The organism is Centipeda periodontii DSM 2778, from assembly GCF_000213975.1.
Lineage (GTDB): Bacteria > Bacillota > Negativicutes > Selenomonadales > Selenomonadaceae > Centipeda > Centipeda periodontii.
Genome location: NZ_GL892076.1, coordinates 1,200,748 through 1,218,540 on the forward strand (window position 1 = coordinate 1,200,748; position 17,793 = coordinate 1,218,540).

General features: G+C 56.8%; 11 protein-coding genes and 1 pseudogene. 9 read left to right on the forward strand and 3 right to left on the reverse strand.

From position 1 onward, the window contains the following. Positions 1–208 precede the first annotated feature (208 nt). From HMPREF9081_RS05310 to HMPREF9081_RS12775, 7 genes and pseudogenes are all read left to right on the forward strand, one after another. Positions 209–1,051 (forward strand): fumarate hydratase, encoded by an 843-nt coding sequence (locus HMPREF9081_RS05310; protein ID WP_006306032.1) that lies wholly within the window; start codon positions 209–211, stop codon positions 1,049–1,051. 38 nt (positions 1,052–1,089) lie between these two features. Beyond that, complete coding sequence (locus HMPREF9081_RS05315) at positions 1,090–1,647, forward strand: Fe-S-containing hydro-lyase (RefSeq protein ID WP_006306033.1); 558 nt, start codon at positions 1,090–1,092, stop codon at positions 1,645–1,647. A gap of 142 nt (positions 1,648–1,789) precedes the next feature. Continuing rightward, positions 1,790–2,422, forward strand: a complete 633-nt coding sequence (locus tag HMPREF9081_RS05320) for a succinate dehydrogenase/fumarate reductase transmembrane subunit (RefSeq protein WP_006306034.1) — start codon at positions 1,790–1,792, stop codon at positions 2,420–2,422. A 24-nt stretch (positions 2,423–2,446) separates the two neighbouring features. After that, complete coding sequence (sdhA, locus tag HMPREF9081_RS05325; RefSeq protein ID WP_006306035.1) at positions 2,447–4,258, forward strand: succinate dehydrogenase flavoprotein subunit; 1,812 nt, start codon at positions 2,447–2,449, stop codon at positions 4,256–4,258. Between the two features lie 15 nt (positions 4,259–4,273). Continuing rightward, complete coding sequence (sdhB, locus tag HMPREF9081_RS05330) at positions 4,274–5,026, forward strand: succinate dehydrogenase iron-sulfur subunit (RefSeq protein WP_006306036.1); 753 nt, start codon at positions 4,274–4,276, stop codon at positions 5,024–5,026. A gap of 213 nt (positions 5,027–5,239) precedes the next feature. Continuing rightward, a pseudogene (locus tag HMPREF9081_RS14790) lies at positions 5,240–5,659 on the forward strand (TonB-dependent receptor plug domain-containing protein); the annotation flags it as partial. A 1,148-nt stretch (positions 5,660–6,807) separates the two neighbouring features. Further along, positions 6,808–10,080, forward strand: a complete 3,273-nt coding sequence (locus HMPREF9081_RS12775) for a TonB-dependent receptor plug domain-containing protein (RefSeq protein WP_425358238.1) — start codon at positions 6,808–6,810, stop codon at positions 10,078–10,080. Between the two features lie 336 nt (positions 10,081–10,416). On the opposite strand, the gene HMPREF9081_RS05345 is transcribed toward HMPREF9081_RS12775, so the two are convergent. The 3 genes from HMPREF9081_RS05345 to trpD all read right to left on the reverse strand — a co-directional run bounded on the left by HMPREF9081_RS05345 (position 10,417) and on the right by trpD (position 14,495). Next, a complete protein-coding gene (locus HMPREF9081_RS05345) occupies positions 10,417–12,378 on the reverse strand; it encodes a methyl-accepting chemotaxis protein (RefSeq protein WP_006306039.1) in 1,962 nt (653 codons plus the stop codon). Between the two features lie 145 nt (positions 12,379–12,523). Then, on the reverse strand, positions 12,524–13,459 hold the full coding sequence (locus tag HMPREF9081_RS05350; protein WP_006306041.1) for a bile acid:sodium symporter family protein: 936 nt from the start codon (positions 13,457–13,459) through the stop codon (positions 12,524–12,526). Positions 13,460–13,478: 19 nt separating this feature from the next. Then, positions 13,479–14,495, reverse strand: coding sequence for an anthranilate phosphoribosyltransferase (gene trpD / locus HMPREF9081_RS05355; protein WP_006306042.1), 1,017 nt, complete (start codon positions 14,493–14,495; stop codon positions 13,479–13,481). Positions 14,496–14,666: 171 nt separating this feature from the next. Here trpD and HMPREF9081_RS05360 point away from each other — a divergent pair, with 171 nt between their 5' ends. Together HMPREF9081_RS05360 and HMPREF9081_RS05365 are read left to right on the forward strand one after the other, a co-directional pair. Further along, the gene (locus HMPREF9081_RS05360; RefSeq protein WP_040394578.1) at positions 14,667–15,347 is read left to right on the forward strand and encodes a vitamin B12 dependent-methionine synthase activation domain-containing protein; all 681 of its coding nucleotides are present in this window, start codon (positions 14,667–14,669) and stop codon (positions 15,345–15,347) included. Positions 15,348–15,370: 23 nt separating this feature from the next. Further along, positions 15,371–17,779 (forward strand): homocysteine S-methyltransferase family protein, encoded by a 2,409-nt coding sequence (locus tag HMPREF9081_RS05365; RefSeq protein ID WP_040394580.1) that lies wholly within the window; start codon positions 15,371–15,373, stop codon positions 17,777–17,779. Positions 17,780–17,793 lie beyond the last annotated feature (14 nt).

Consider the following 17,793-nt stretch of genomic DNA (forward strand, 5'->3'; position numbering starts at 1 on the left):
TAACTTAATCAATTCGATTGAAATATAAAACAATAAGATAAATAATAAAAGAACGATATTGTTTTAATTTGCGAGTGCGTTCCTGAAATTGAATGAGATTCACTTTTTTCAAGGCTTTGGGGCGAATTTGAAAGACTTGAAAGCAAGAAAAAAATATGATATAGTCTAATTAACCTGTGTATAAGTTATATTTATAGGAGGGATTATTTTGCGAGAGCTAAACGCAAAAGAAATCACGGAGAACGTCGCCGAGATGTGCAAAGAAGCGGCGTATTATCTCCCCAATGATGTCTACGAGGGACTCAAAAAGGGGCGAGAGACGGAGGAGTCACCCGTAGGAAGAGTCGTATTGGATCAGATCATTCGCAATGCTGAGATCGCGCGTGAAGAGGATCGTCCGTATTGCCAGGATACGGGCATGACGATTGTGTTCGTAGAGGTCGGGCAGGATCTCCACATCACAGACGGACTCCTTGAGGACGCGATCAACGAAGGCATTGCGAAGGGCTACACGGAAGGGTACCTGCGCAAGTCGGTCGTTGCGGAACCCCTCTTCAACCGTAAGAATACGCAGAACAACACGCCGGGCGTCATCTATACGAAGGTCGTTGCCGGCGATGCACTCAGCATCACGATTGCACCGAAGGGCTTTGGTTCGGAAAACAAGTCCGGTGTCAAGATGCTTGTTCCTGCGGACGGTGTCGAGGGCGTGAAGAAGGCTGTCATGGAGATCGTTCAGCATGCAGGTCCGAATCCGTGCCCGCCCGAGGTGGTCGGTGTCGGCATCGGTGGAACGATGGATCAGGCGGCGCTCCTCTCGAAGAAGGCGCTCACGCGTCCCATCGACCAGCGCCATCCGATGCCCGAGTACGCAAAGCTTGAGGGTGAGCTCCTCGAGATGATCAACAAGACGGGCATCGGACCGCAGCTGGGCGGAACGACGACCGCACTTGCCGTCAACATTGAGTGGGGTGCGACGCACATCGCGGGCCTCCCGGTTGCGGTGACGATCTGCTGCCATGCCCTCAGGCATGCGCATCGCGTCCTGTAATTGCCTTTACTGTGTATTATCGTTAGGGAGGAATACTCATGGCGGAAAGCATCCGTATTACGACTCCGTTCACGGAGGAAATGTCACGCAAGCTCAAGGCGGGCGACAGTGTTCTCATCACGGGCACGATCATCAGCGCACGCGATGCGGCGCACAAGGCAATGACGGAGGCGCTTGCAAAGGGCGAGTCGCTGCCCGTTGACTGGCACGATCAGATTGTCTACTACCTCGGTCCCACGCCGGCGAAGCCGGGTGACCCGATCGGCTCGGCAGGTCCCACGACTTCCGGTCGTATGGATGCCTACACGCCGACGATGCTTGAGCAGGGCATCAAGGGCATGGTGGGCAAGGGGTCGCGCTCGGCTGCCGTTGTGGAGTCGATGAAGAAGAACGGCGTTACCTATTTTGCCGCAGTCGGCGGTGCCGCAGCGCTCATCGCGAAGTCTGTGAAGAAGTACGAAGTCGTGGGCTATCCCGAACTCGGTCCTGAGGCGGTTGCAAAGCTGACGGTCGAGGACTTCCCGTGCATCGTCGTGATTGACTCCGAGGGCAACAACTTCTACGAGATGGGGCAGAAACCCTATCGGAAAATCTAAGGCGGCTCGCATTCCGCCTCGCACATCCTCATTAGAGTGTTCATGCCGATGGTTTGGCGCATGACAAATCATTCGGGGGCGCTGCCTCGGATATGCTTCGAGGCAGCGGCTCCAAAGGTCTACATATTTCAGGAGGTATGAAATGTTCCACACAACCTTTTACATGCGGCGGCTGCATTCATTGGTCGGACTTGTCATCATCGGAGTGTTCCTCTTCGAGCACGTCTTCACGAACTCAACCGTGCTGGGCGGGGCGAAGGCGTTCAATGACTCGCTTGCCATGATGGATCTCATTCCGCGTCCCGTGTTCTACGGGCTTGAGGTCTTTGCCATCGCCGTACCGATTCTTTTCCACGCGATCTACGGCATCTATATCGCGGCGCAGGCGAAGAACAACCCGAGCAATTATGGCTACGTCCGCAACTGGCAGTTCGCCGTGCAGCGTTATACGGCATGGCTGCTCATCCCGTTTCTCATCTGGCACGTCGGCTATATGCGCGTATGGGAAAAGGGCGTCATGGGAACGCATATCAACTATGACCTGCTCTACACCTACTTTGTGACGGGAGACTATGCGATCCTTCATACGGTGCTGTATACGATCGGTATGCTCGCAGCAATTTTCCATTTCTGCAACGGCATCTCGACGTTCTGCATGACGTGGGGCATTGCCAAGGGGCCACGTGCACAGTCCGTCATCAACGCACTGTCGATGGGCCTCTGCACACTGATGAGCCTCATTACACTCGCCTTCATGGCAAGCTATTTCATGTAAGAACCGCAGCAAAGGAGAGTCAGAATGGCTAAGCTACCAGAAAATAACATTGCGATCATCGGCGGCGGTCTTGCGGGACTTCTCGCAGCGCTGAAGATCTGCGAGGGCGGCGGTAAGGTCGACCTCTTTTCCTATTGCCCGGTGAAGCGTTCGCACTCGCTCTGCGCACAGGGCGGCATGAATGCCTGCATGGATACGAAGGGCGAGCACGACAGTGTCTACGAGCATTTCGACGACACCGTTTACGGCGGCGACTTCCTCGCCGACCAGCTTGCCGTCAAGGGCATGGTTGAGGCAGCACCGAAGCTCGTCAAGATGTTCGACCGCATGGGCGTTCCGTTCAACCGTACGCCCGAGGGTGTGCTGGATCTGCGCAACTTCGGCGGACAGAAGAACAAGCGTACCGTCTTTGCCGGCTCCACGACCGGGCAGCAGCTGCTCTATGCACTTGATGAGCAGGTGCGCCGCTGGGAGGTCAAGGGCAAGGTCACCAAGTACGAGTTCTGGGAATACATCCGCGCGATTAAGAACAAGGACGGCATCGTTCGCGGCCTGGTCGCACAGAACATGAACTCGAACGAGATCAAGGCATTCCCCGCGGATGTCGTCATTCTCGCAACGGGCGGTCCCGGCCAGGTGTTTGGACGCTGCACAGCATCCACGATCTGCAACGGCTCGGCGGTTTCCTCCGCGTACCAGCAGGGGGCGCACATCGGCAACCCCGAGTTCATTCAGATCCACCCGACCGCGATCCCGGGCTCGGACAAGAATCGCCTCATGTCCGAGGCGTGCCGCGGTGAGGGCGGCCGCGTCTGGACGTACAAGGACGGCAAGCCGTGGTACTTCCTCGAAGAGATGTACCCCGCATATGGCAACCTCGTTCCGCGTGACGTTGCTTCGCGTGCGATCTTCAAGGTCTGCGTGCACATGGGGCTCGGTGTCAACAACGACCGCCGCGTCTACTTGGATCTCTCGCACATCCCTGCGGACTATCTTGAGCACAAGCTCGGCGGCATTCTTGAGATGTACTCTGAGTTCGTCGGTCAGGATCCGCGCAAGGTGCCGATGGAGATCTTCCCGTCCGTCCACTACTCGATGGGCGGCATCTGGGTTGACCGCATGCACCACACGAACATCCCCGGTCTCATGGCGGCAGGGGAGTGCGATCACCAGTACCACGGCGCGAACCGTCTCGGTGCGAACTCGCTTCTCTCGGCGAGCTACTCCGGCTACGTTGCGGGTCCTGAGGCTCTGCGCTGGGCACGCAGCGGCGAGCTCGGCACGGCACTCACGGAGGAAGAACTCGAGATGGCACGCAAGGAGTGTGTCGCGGAGTTTGATAAGATCCGCAATATGACGGGTTCCGAGAACGCGCACAAACTCCATCAGGAGATGGGCGAGATCATGTACGATTACGTCTCCATTGAGCGTGACAACAAGGGCCTCGATATCTGCCTCGAAAAGCTCAAGGGCATCCTCAAGCGTTGGGATGACATCGGCGTGACCGATCATGGCACATGGGCAAATCAGGAAGCCATGTTCGTCCGTCAGCTGCGCAACATGATTCTCTACGCGATGGCGGTCACGAAGGCTGCGCGCTGCCGCGATGAGAGCCGCGGTGCACACGCGAAGATTCTGCTTGACGACAAGGGTGAGCGCATGACGGATGCCGATGGTGAGCTCATGTTCTACGGCCGTGATGACGAGCGCTTCATGAAGACCTCCATCGTGGACTACGATCCGCAGACCGAGGAGCCTCAGGTCAGCTACATGGATTTCGAGCATTCACTCATCAAGGCGCGTGCGCGTAACTACGCCGTCGCCAAGAAGGAGTAAGGGAGGATAGAAGTCATGGCAGAACAGAAAAAAGTTCGTTTTATCATCGAGCGTCAGGATGGACCGAACGAGAACCCCTATACGCAGGAGTTCGAGGTTGACTATCGTCCCGGTCTCAACGTCGTCGCATCCCTCATGGAGATTCAGAAGAACCCCGTGACGGTGGACGGCAAGCGCGTTCCGCCTCCGGTCTGGGAGTGCAACTGCCTTGAGAAGGTCTGCGGCGCGTGCATGATGGTCATCAACGGTCGTGCACAGCAGGCGTGCTGTGCGCTGATCGACAATCTTACGCAGCCGATCCGTGTCCAACCGGCGCGTACGTTCCCGGTCATCCGCGACCTCCTCATCGATCGCTCCGTCATGTTTGAGAGCCTCAAGCGCATTCATGGCTGGGTCGAGGTGGACGGCACATGGGACAACAAGGATGCCCCCATTCAGAATCCGTATACGGCGGAGACGTGCTATGAGCTGTCGCACTGCATGACGTGCGGTTGCTGCCTCGAGGCGTGCCCGAACGTCGGCCCGCAGTCCGACTTCATCGGTCCTGCGCCGACGGCACAGACACTGCTCTTTAACCTCCATCCGCTCGGAAAGTTCGATGCGCCGAAGCGTCTCAATGCGCTGATGGAGAAGGGCGGCATCACGAGCTGCGGCAACAGCCAGAACTGTGAACGCGTCTGCCCGAAGAGCATCAAGCTCACGCAGCATCTCGCACAGCTGAACCGCGAGGTCAACAAGCAGGCACTGCGCAATATGTTCAACCACTAATCTGTTTCCCGCATGGGAATCGGAACATAACAGGGGCTGACCCATTGGGTCAGCTCTTTTTTTTCGATTTATTTGATAATTATTTTTTTTATCAAACACCTCTAGAAATATGAAAAATCTATGATATAATATCAATATTAAATTGATAGATGGAATCATTCTATCAAATTGTGCTTTATTAACCGTATTTCAAAGGATAGAAAGGTGTTTTCTATGAAAACGAGAGCAAGGACAGCACTCACATGCGTGATACTCCTTCACATCGCGGCTTCTTCCTCTCTTGTGTTTGCGAACGAAAGTTCGGAACGAGGGGGTGACTACTCCACCGCAGATGTTCAGGTAGAGGCAGACGCGGCGAAGGAAGAGGCGAAGTACGAGTCGCAGTCGACGACGATCATTACGGCGGAGGACATTGCGAAGAAACAGGCGAAGTCTGTCGAGGACATCATCTTTGACGAGACGGGTATGACGCGAAATATCGACGCGATGGGGCGTGTAACGGTCTCTATTCGCGGCGCAGAACCGCGTCATACACTCATCCTGATCGACGGTCAGCCCGTCATGGGTGACCTCTCAAAATACTCTGGTGCGGGCGATGAGCTGCAGCGACTTGGGACGGAGAACGTCGCACGCATCGAGATCATTCGCGGAGCGGCGAGTGCAAAGTACGGCGCGGACGCGATTGGCGGCGTCGTCAACGTCATTACGAAGGAGGCGGCGAAGAAGGCGGGACTGCAGCTGAACCTTGAGGGACGGCGCACGAAGGGCGACAGCGACGTATTCCCCTATACGAACTTCTTCCTGCGTGCGGACTCGGGGCAGGTCGGAAAGTTTCGTGTCGCGGCGTACGGCGGTAAGCGCGACATTATGCCGATCTATGGTGAGAGGACCTTTGAGGTTGGCGAGAACGAAACGGTTCGAAATTCCCTGCGATACTACGGCGACATCAAGAACATCGGCATGACAGCCGCCTATGACATCTCGAAGGATCACAGCCTCTCATTCAGTCTCGATCATGTGAACGAGGATATGAAGCGATATGTCAAGCGTTCCAACTCGTTTATGGAACCGGTTCAAAATTTCAAGCGGGAGATTGACCGTGACAATTATCGCCTCTCCTATGCGGGGCGCAGCGGCGCTTCGGATTGGAAGGTCGATCTCGACTACACAAAGATGAATGAGGATGACATTACGCTCACTTCGTACTATAACAACCCAACTTATCAGGGGAAGAACTGGCTCAACTATGTTGACGACGTTATGCATAGGCAGTGGAGCATCAAGGCGTCGGCAAATACGCAGGTGAGTGACAATCATCTGCTCTCCTACGGTGTTGGTTTCACGCAGGAAAAGGGGGAGGGCAGCCGCCTCAAAAATTCGCCCAACACCTACACGCGTACCATCAATCCGTGGGACTACGACAAGAATCTTTGGACAAAACCCGGTGAAAAAGCGCCCATGTCTCTTGTCCATGACTATGCGATGACACGCAATTCAGCAGGCATTCCGAAGTATGACAGTGATTATGAACGATATGGATATAAGAATGAAAACGGCAAAGTAGTTCTGCCCCCGTTTACCTATGAGGATTTTCAAAAATACCCGGATATTGTTGTTCCCCCGGAGATTGAGGCGAAACGCGAGGCGTTTGCCGAACAGCTTAAGGCAGACCCACGAAACCTAGAATATCTCGTAGATCCGGATGCAAGCGCGCGCTCAATTATGAGATTCTATTATGAAGAGTGGTTGGGGCGCCACTTACGCTGGCACGGAAAACATTCATGGAGGAATTTGCAAATCGGCAGAATCAGCAGACCATCGGCACGGCAGAGATCAAGAAGCAGTATGTCTTTGTGCAGGATACATGGCAGGTCAACAAGGATACGATTCTCTCTCCGATCCTGCGCGTGGATAACAGCAATCTTTTCGGCACGCACGCGACATTCAACATCGGCATGACGCACAACATCGGCGGGAAATCGAATTATCGCTTCAAGGCGAATCTCGGCACGGGCTATACCGAGCCGGGCATGGGCGAGCTGTACTATAATTGGGAGATGTACGCCGGTGCGCCGATGGGAATCGATCGCGCACGTCTCGGCTACTACTGGGTTGGCAACCCCGATCTGAAGCCGGAGAAGTCCGTGAATTTCGACATTGGTCTTGAGGGAGAGAGCAGGAACGGTAGGGACAGCTTCCGCATCAATGCCTTCCACAATCGTATCAAGGACTATATGACGACCTATTTCACGGGCTACCTGATGGACTTTCATCCCGAACTTTCAAGTGATGGAAAATGGTGGGCGCCTACTGATATGATCTATAGCTTTAAGAACATTGGGCGGGCGGAGATCACGGGGCTTGAGGCGGAGTACAACCATCGCTTTGACCGTCATTGGTCGACGAAGGTCGGCTATACCTTCCTCCATGCAATCAATAAGAGCGATCCGACAATGCCGCGCCGTCTGCTCGATCGCCCGCAGCACAAGATCGACCTCGGCGTTACATACGAAAATGCGGGTTGGCGTGCAACGCTCTGGGGCAATTACTATCTCAATATGCTCGACAGCAACAGCATTGCGAACAACGGCAACTACTATGACTGGGACGGTGAGAAGTGGCACTATAACTTCCACGAGGGCGGCACGCAGACCTACGAGAAGAAGTCGTTCGGCATCTGGAACTTTATCCTGCAAAAGGATCTCGGCAAGGATTCGAGCGCCTATATTGGCGTGGACAACATCCTGAACCACCGTGACGACGACCGCGCCTTCCAAGAGCGGATGTATCGCATCGGAGTCAATCTGAAGTTCGGCGCGGACAGCGAGACACGGGATCTGACGCCGGAGGAGCGCGCGGCGCGCACGGAGACAAATAACGCCATCTTGGAAAAAAACGCACGCTTTATTATTCCACCGTTCGATGTGGAGAAGGAACTTGGTCTGCGCGTGATCGGCGACTACCGTTGGCGTTGGAACAGCTTTACGGGGAAGGTGAAGCCGTCCGAGATGCGCGTGACGACGACGGCGAGCGTTGGCAGCGCATATAAGAACTACCTCGAAAAGGCGGAGCACGGCTTCGAGCAGCGCCTGCGCGCAGGCGTGGATGCGCGCCTCGACGCGAATACGAACATTACCGTCCTCGGCAGTCTCGCGAGTACGGCGGGCGTCGATACGGGGACAGATGTGGCACAGTCGAAGGGGCTGAATCATGCACGCCTCGACACGGCGGATGTGACGCGCCATGCAAAGGCATGGGACTTCTCCCTCGGGCGGCTGACCGAACCGATGGGTGTCACAGGTTACTACTTCGGCAAGGAGTATGACGGCGGGCGTGCCGTCTGGACGGGCAAGAGGACGCAGGTACGCCTCGGATACGGCGATTTCCGCCGCTCGACGGGCGTCGCGGACTCGGCATATACACACGCGACGACGCAGATCTTTCTGCGCTCCGCAACGCGGGAGGAGTGGCTTGGGTACAGGGATCTCTATCCCGGCGGAATGAGATCTGGTGATATCCCTGATGTGCCGAACTATATCTCTATGATCAAAGATACCCCCGGTTTTGAAGGCTTGTATCAGCGCCTCGTAAAGGTGGGAAGCCTCGCGGAGGAGAAGCAAATCATCGACGAATATATGGATGTGATTCGTCGGAATGATCCTGACGCCTACGAGAAACTCAATCAGCATCTTTTCTCTACCGATTGGGAGCTTTCGCATGACGATTTTGTCTGGTACCGTACGACGGTTCGAGATGAGGACGGAAATATCGTGGGGGAATATCTCACACAGCCCACAGGGGATGTTTATGAAGCCCTGCATCCGCAAACAGCAATTCCGTATGAGGATCGCTTCAATCAGGAAAAGATGGAGAGTCTTGCCCGTGCTGCATGGGATGATGCCGAGCCCCAGATGGAAACGACGAAGACAGAGACACAATATGTTCGTAGTTGGGGACTTCATGAAGAGGGAGAATATACCTTTACGGTTGATTTTTATGGCTATGGCGTTTATAACGGCAAAGAAACCATGGTGGAGTCAGATCGATCCAGTATGTGGGGGCGCGGGTATGGCGTACCGCTGAACAGCCTGAAGCCCGGCGATTTTACCACCATGACAAAGGAGGAGGCAAAAGAGCACACCATTCAATCCGTATGGGGCAAGAGTCACTATCGAAGCGTATATGGTGTGCTGCCGCTTGGCGAGGGCTTTTACACAATCGATGATGGACTTGTTGCGGCAGGCGATAAGGGAGTGTCCGAGCTCGCCCAGAGCTTTATTGGAAGTCTGACCGGTAATGATATATGGAGCCCGGAGGAAGGGAGTACGCTGCCACTGCACCTGCTCGGAAAGGAGGGCTATATCGTCCGCCAGCTCGGCACTGTGCTCGAACAGGATCGCATTCCCGCGATCAAGCAGGCGGCATATATGCAGGTGCGCCACGAGGTTATGCCGAATCTTGGCGTTGCGGCGTTCTATCTGCGCTCGCTCGGCGGCAACTCGCATACGTTCCACGCGGCGAACGGCACGGGGAATGATGTCGATACGTTCGACACGCTCGCGAATGTCGTCGGTGTCGGTGCGCGCTACCGCCTCACGAAGAACGCCGCACTTTCGTTCGACTACGGCGCGAACTTCACGGACTTCGGACGCTATATGAACGGTCACACGCGCTATGAGCATACGTCGGGCACATCGACGTTTGACATCAAGGGACGTGAGCGCGGCAATACGCCGACGTTCTGGGTCATGCGCCTCGATGTCGGTCAGGCGGATATGGATGTCGCGGGCAGTTGGAACGCGTTCATTGACTACAAGCGGTTCGAGCACGGCTCGTTCTTTGGCGGCAATGGGACGGAATCTCTGCCCGACCGCTACCTCGACGGCATCAAGAGCTTTACCATCGGTGCGGGCTATGTCCCCGTGCAGAACCTCATGGTCGAGGCGTTCTACACGTTTGGTGCGAAGGGTATCAATACGCGTGATACGCTCTATGGACCGGAGCATTTCCACCTCGGTGACTATGCGCGTCTGCAAGTGACGTATCAGTTCTGAGCAGGAGATACGTATAAGGAACAGGCGCCCCTTTCGCCTCGCGTTGCTCGGCACTTCCCCCGTGGCGGTCAATGTCAACCAATCACACTTCACTTGTGTTCGTGTTCTTGGGACGTTTTCGCATACGACCTGTTTCCCAATCAGCTGCGTCCTACGGACTTGCTTCTTGGACAGGTCAGCAACGGGGGAAGCTAAGATACCGTACACCCAAGCCTCCTCCATGCGGCACGGTGGAAGTGGCGCTTGCCGCGATATATCTGACATAATGACAAAGGCTGTTGTACGAAGTTTTCTCGCTTCGTACAACAGCCCTTTTGTGTGTTTCCAGCGTCGGTATTACAAGCAGAAGCGCCCGACAAGCCTCTGCAGATCCTGAGCGAGCTGCGCCAGTGTCTGGCTCGCGGCTGCGATCTCCTGCATGGATGCTGCCTGCTCCTCGGATACGGCGGAAACGTTCTCCGCCTCGGAACTCACGGCGTTCGAGACCTTCTGCACCGCCTCGACGGAGGTGAACATGCGTGCGCTGCCTTCCTTTATGCCCTCGGCGCTCTTCAGGATGACATCGACCTTTTCGGTGAGTTCGCTGACGACTCCGGCGATGCGATCGAACTGTTCGCCTGCCTGATTGACCTGATTGACGCCCTCGCCGACGTGTTCCTTCTGTTTCTGCATGACCTTGAACGTGTCCTCGATGCGGTTTGCGTTCTCGGTGATGAGCCCCGTAATCTCCTGTGCGGCGTTCTCGGACTGCTCAGCGAGCTTTCGAACTTCTTCGGCGACGACGGCGAAGCCGCGTCCCTGTTCGCCCGCGCGTGCCGCCTCAATGGCTGCATTGAGTGCGAGGAGGTCGGTCTGCCCCGCAATCTCGGTAATCATCTCGACGATCTCGGAGATGCGCTTGGAGCTCTCGTAGAGTGCCGTAACCGCCTCGGCGACATTCTGTGCGCTCTGATTGAGGACATCCATGCCCTTGACGGCAACACTGAGCCCCTGCTGCCCTTCCACTGTTGCTTTCTCGGCGCGATGCGTTGCAGCAGAAACAGCGGTGATGCCGTTCGTAATGTCGTTGATGGCATGGGTGATACGGTCGACGGTCTTGAAAGATTCGTCAACGGTATCGCGCTGCTCCATTGTGCTGTCCGTGATCTTGACGATTGCCTCAGCTGCGTGCTGTGCGCCCTGTGCCGACTGATCCGCCGAGGCGGTCAGCTGCTCGGAGGCGGCAGCAAGCTGCTCTGCCGTCTGTGCAGCGCTCTGAATGAGGTCGCGTAGTCCCTTGACCATGGCGAGGAAGGCATTGTGCAGCTGTCCGATTTCGTCCGTACGATCGAGATCAGGCGGGACAATGCCGAGATTTCCCTTTGCAACCTCGCTTGCTGCTGCCGCCATGTTCTCAAGCGGTCCTGCAATGGAGCGCGCAATGCGATAGAGCAGCAGGGAGAGCAGGGAAAGTGAGAGGAGGAGTCCCGCGATCATCGCCCATTTCAGCGTTGCCACGTCGGAAAGCACTTCTTCCTTCGGCACGAAGAGGACGAGGAACCAGCCCGTATTGCCGACCGGATGGACGGCATAGTAGTAGTCGACGCCCTGATAACTGGATTCAAAGAAGAGCGGTTCCTTCGAGAGGAAGCGCTTTGCAGCCTCCTCGCCCTGTTCGTGCACATTATTGTCCATTGTCAGCGCGGAGTGGTAGATGAACCGTCCCTCGGAATCGAGCAAGAAGGCGGCGCCGTTTTCCCGAATCTTAAAGGCGGAAATCTTCTCCTCAATGATGGAGAAGGGGACATCCATTCCGAGAACGGCTTCCGTTCCATCTCTGGGCTTGAGTGCACGACTCAGTGCAACGACCTTTTTGTTGTGGAATGCGTTGACGAAAACCTTTGAGATCTGCACGCCATCATGCTGGGTTGCGATCTTGTACCACGGACGTGTGGTCGGGTCGAACTCCTCCTTTGGCACAATGCGCTCGTGACCGTAGAGAAAATCACGACCTGGGATACCGAGGTAGATGCCATCGATATCGCTGCGCGCGCTAAAGTCGGCTGCCGCAGAGATGAAAGATGCTGTGGATGGCAGCTCCGTTGACCACACCTGCCCCAGCCCCTCCAATATCCCACGCTGCCTTTCCACGACAGCGTTGATCTGCTCTGCGTGGTACTCAGCAAGCGCACGCATCTCGCGTTGCGTCGCCGACTCGATCATCGTGCTTGCTTCCCGGTAGGAGAATGCCGCCATCACAATGAATATGGCGATGAACGGACCTCCGATCCACAGAAGCATCCTTGACTGCAATTTCATAGCATCATCAACTCCTAAAGTAATCTTACAATGTATATTCTATATGGAAATATATTTCCCTTTAATGAAGATAATGAAGAAAAAAATAAACTCCTTCAAAATTTCTCTAGAATTTTTGAAGGAGTTTATTTTATGAGATATTTTGTTATGAAATCTTTTTCATCCGACTAGATAGATAGTTTGCCGCAAGCGAGCCCGAGATGTTGTGCCAAACGCTGAAGAGCGCACCGGGGATCGCTGCCGCTGCACCGAAGTGCAGGAGGGCGAGGGAGGTCGCAAGTCCCGAGTTCTGCATGCCGACCTCGATGGAGACGGCTTTGACCTTTGCCATGTTCATGCCGAGCACCTTGGCGACGAGAAAACCGAGCGCATAGCCGAGGAGGTTGTGACACATGACGACGACCATGATGAGTGCGCCCGTCTCGATGATGCGGCCTGCATTCGCCGAAACGACGCCGCCGACGATGAGGACGATGGCGACAACGGAGATCAGAGGGAGCACTTTGACGACCTTTTGTACGGGACGTTCAAAGAAGTGATTGATGAGGATGCCGAGGAGGATCGGTGCAATCACGACCTGCGCGATCGAGATCATCATTTTCTCTGCCGGGATGTCAATCCACTGGCCCGCCAGCCAGAGCGTGAGGAGCGGTGTCATGATCGGCGCAAGGATGGTGGATGCCATCGTCATGGAGACGGAGAGCGCCACATCGCCGCGCGCGAGGTAGGTCATGACGTTCGACGAGGTGCCGCCGGGGCAGGTGCCGACGAGGATGACGCCCGCCGCAAGCTCGGGCGGGAGGGAGAAAAGATGGGCAAGTCCCCATGCGAGCAGCGGCATGATGCCGAACTGCGCGACCGTACCGATGAAGACATCGCGCGGGCGTTGCAGGACGAGCTTGAAGTCCTCAAAGCGCAGTGTCATCCCCATGCCGAACATGACGATGCCGAGCAGAATCGTAATCCATGGAACGGTCCAAATAAAAGTCCAAGGCTGAAAGAGGGAGACGCCTGCGATCAGAATGACGAATAATGCCATATAACGTGAGACGAAGTTACTGAGTTGTTCGAGTGCCTGCATATATGCAAACTCCTTTCGTTTACTGGGAGATCTTGATGAAGTCCTCGAGTTTCTTGAGCGCCGAGCCGTCCGCGATGGTCTGACGTGCCTTTGCAATGCCGTCGGCAATGGAGGACGCAGCACCGCCGATGTAGATGGCAGCGCCCGCGTTCAGGAGGCAGACATCCGCGCGCGCATCTGTGATCTCGCCGCTGAGAATGCCGCGCGTGACGGCAGCGTTCTCATCCGGCTTGCCGCCGCGAATGGATTCCTTCGATGCGGGCGTGATGCCGAAGTCTTCGGGACGGATCTCATATGCACTTTCCGTGCCGTCTGTAATCTCGCGAATGAGGGTCGGTGCGCCAATGGAGATCTCGTCCATGCCATCTGTTCCGTGGACGATGAGCGCACGCTTCACGCCGAGCCCCGGCAGTACTTTTGCGAGCGGGCGCATGAGATGCCCGCCGTAGACGCCGAGCAGCATGCAGGAGGGACGGGAGGGATTCGTTAAGGGGCCGAGGATGTTGAACACCGTACGGATGCCGAGTTCGCGGCGGATCGCGCCGACATGCTTCATCGACTGATGATAGCGCTGGGCGAAGAGGAATGCCATGCCGATGGCATCGAGTTCCTCGCGCACCTTTGCAGGCGGCTGGTCGATGTTGACACCGAGCGCCTCGAGGCAGTCCGCCGTGCCGCTCCACGAGGATGCCGCGCGGTTGCCGTGCTTGCAGACCTTGAGTCCCGCCGCCGCCGCAAGGAACGAGGCAGTCGTCGAAACGTTGATGCTGCCCGAGTGGTCGCCGCCCGTGCCGACGATATCAATGACATCCATATCGTGCTCAACGCGCTCCGCGTGTTCGCGCATCGCTGCTGCAGATCCCGAGATCTCGTCGATCGTCTCCATACCACTGCTCTTTGTGGAGAGTGCGGCAAGGTAGGCTGCGTTCTCGACCGCCGAGGTCTCGCCCGACATGATCTCGTTCATAACGGCATATGCTTCGTCGTAGGTAAGATCCTCCTTGCCTACGACTTTTTTGATCGCCTCTTTGATCATTCCGATTCCCCCTTGAAAAAATTTTGCAATATACAATATAAAAGATAGTGCAGTATTATAGCACACATATCATGACATGACAAAAGTATATTTGTGAGGAGTGTCCGAATGTGATATAATCTCTTATCTTGTGTACTATATTGTAACGTCATTACGGAAATGGGAGAGGCTATGTTTGAACCGCGTTTTACAACGCTGAATATGAACGAAATCCTAAAGTATCTCGGGTTTCGCGGGCAGGAGCTGACGGAGGAGATCGCGGCGCAGATTCGGCGCTGCACGGATGAGGTGCTCGCGGCAGCGACGCCGCGCCTGACGTATCGTCATGCTCCGCTTGAGGATGGCGCCGTGCTCGGCGTCACATTTGCAGGGAATGACATTCCGCGGATGCTCGAGCCCTGTGAGGAGGTCGTGCTCTTCGGTGCGACGCTCGGCCCCGGTGTCGAGCGATTGATGATGCGTTATGAGGTCGTGAATGCGGCGGACTCCGTCATCATGGACGCCTGCGCGAGTACGGCGATCGAGAATATCTGCAATAACTTTGAGAGCGACATGCGCCGCACCGTCGAGGCGGAGGGGCGCTATCTGACGGATCGCTTCAGCCCCGGCTACGGCGATCTGCCGATCTCGGAGCAGCCGAAGTTCTTTGCGCTGCTCGATATGACGCGCCGCATCGGCGTGTCGCTGACACCGACGACGATCATGGTTCCGCGCAAATCCGTGACGGCGATCATGGGTATCGCACGCACGCCGCAGCCGCACCGACCGCCGGACTGCGAGCACTGTCTGATGTTCCGCACCTGTCCGTTCCGCAAGGCGGGGCGCAGATGCCGGGAAGGGGCAAGAACCTAAAGACATTAAATAGGAGATATGAAATGAGCGATATTATTATATTAGACGGAGGCATGGGCACACAGCTGCAGGCGCGCGGACTCGCGCCGGGCGAGCGCCCCGAGCTCTTCGGCTTGGATCATCCCGAGGTGATCGAGGAGATCCATCGGAACTATATTGCGGCGGGCAGCCGCGTCATCTACAGCAATACCTTCGGTGCGAACGGACACAAGCTCGAGGGGACGGGCAAGTCCGTCGCCGAGGTCATCGAAGAGAATGTGCGCACGGCACGCCGTGCGGGGGAGAACTCCGGTGTTTCGGGCGTGCGCGTTGCGCTCGACATCGGTCCGATCGGCGAGCTCGTTGAGCCGCTCGGCACGCTCTCGTTCGAGGACGCCTATGAGCTCTTCCGTGAGATGGTGGTCGCGGGCGCGGAGGCGGGTGCCGATCTCGTGATCTTCGAGACGCTGACCGATCTCTATGAGGTCAAGGCAGCGGTGCTCGCGGCGAAGGAGCATACGCAGCTGCCGATCTGGGTGACGATGACCTTCGAGCAGAACGGGCGCACCTTTCTTGGCGCAGCCGTTCCGTCCGTCGCGGTTACGCTCGATGCGCTCGGCGTCGCGGCGCTCGGTGTCAACTGCTCGCTCGGACCCGTGGAGCTCCTGCCGATCGTCGACGCGTTGATGGAGTGGACCGATCTGCCGATCATCGTCAAGCCGAACGCAGGGCTCCCCGATCCGCGCACGGGAGCCTATGAGATGACGGCGGAGGATTTTGGGCGCGAGATGGCGGAATTTGCACGGCGCGGTGCCGTCATCATGGGCGGCTGCTGCGGCACGACGCCCGACTTTATCCGCGCACTCTCGGCATCCGTGGCAGCCGGCGCGGCAGAGCGTCCCGTGCGGAAAAAGCGCAAGGGGATCGCGTCGCCCGCACGCGTTGCCGAATACGGCAAGCTCAACGTCATCGGCGAGCGCATCAATCCGACGGGGAAGAAGCGCCTCCAACAGGCGCTTCTCGAGGAGGACTACGGCTACATTAAGAAGCTCGCGATCTCCCAGCAGGAGGCGGGTGCGCAAGTGCTCGACATCAACGTCGGTGCGCAGGGTGTGGACGAAGAAAAGATCATTCCGTACGTTGTCAAGGCGGTGCAGAGCGTCGTTGACCTGCCGCTGCAGATCGACTCGGCAAATCCGCGGGTGATCGAGGCGGCGCTGCGCGTGACGAACGGGCGCGTCATCATCAACTCGGTGAGCGGTGAGCGCGAGCGCATGGATGCCATTTTCCCGCTCGCAAAGCACTACGGCGCGGCGGTGCTCGGTCTTGCGATGGACGAGAAGGGGCTGCCCGAAACGGCAGCGGAGCGTGTCGCCATCGCCGAGCGCATCGTTGCCGAGGCGGAGAAGTACGGACTTGATCGCGAGGATATCATCATCGACTGTCTGACACTCACGGTCTCGGCGCAGCAGGAGCAGGCGATGGAGACACTGCGTGCCGTGCGCGAGGTGCATGAGCGTCTTGGACTCCACTGTGCGCTCGGTGTCAGCAACATCTCGTTCGGACTGCCCGCACGCGGACACATGACGGAGAACTTCCTCATCCAGGCGATGCACGTCGGACTGGATTTCCCGATCATCAATCCGAATACGAAGGGCGTGATGGATGCCGTCGTCTCCTTCCGTGCCGTTTCGGGCGAGGACGTGGACTGCGCTGCGTACATCGAGCGCTTTGCGCCAGAGCAGGCGGAGATGCGCCGCCGCAAGGAGCTCGGCATCACGGGCGATGAGTCGGCGGGCGCTGTGCAGACGGTGGCGGCAGAGAGTGCAGACGCGGTTGATCCGCTGATGGACGCCATTATCCGAGGGCTGAGCGACGATGCCGAGCGCATTACGCGCAAGCTCCTCACGGAGATGGCGCCGATGGAGATCATTCAGGAGAAGGTCATCCCCGCGCTCGACATCGTGGGTGATCGCTACGAGAAGGAGATCATTTTCCTCCCGCAGCTCATCAATGCGGCAAACGCGGCGACGGCAGGCCTCGAACTCATCAAGGTGCGGCTCGCCGAGGAGGGGCAGGGGGTCTCGAAGGGAAAGATCATCCTCGCGACGGTCGAAGGCGACATCCATGACATCGGCAAGAACATCGTCAAGGTCGTCCTTGAGAACTACGGATATCAGATCATCGACCTCGGGCGTGACGTGCCTGTCACACGCGTGGTGGAGGTTGCGATTGAAAAGAAGGTCGGGCTGATCGGGCTGTCCGCGCTGATGACGACGACGGTCACGGCGATGAAGCGCACGATTGACGCCCTCCACGAGGCGGGGCATCCCTGCGAGACCGTGGTCGGCGGCGCCGTACTTACGGAAGACTACGCGAAGGAGATCGGCGCAGATTATTATGCGGGCGATGCACGCAGCATTGTCGAGATCGCACGCCGCGTTCTGGGATAGCAAAAGATAGGCAA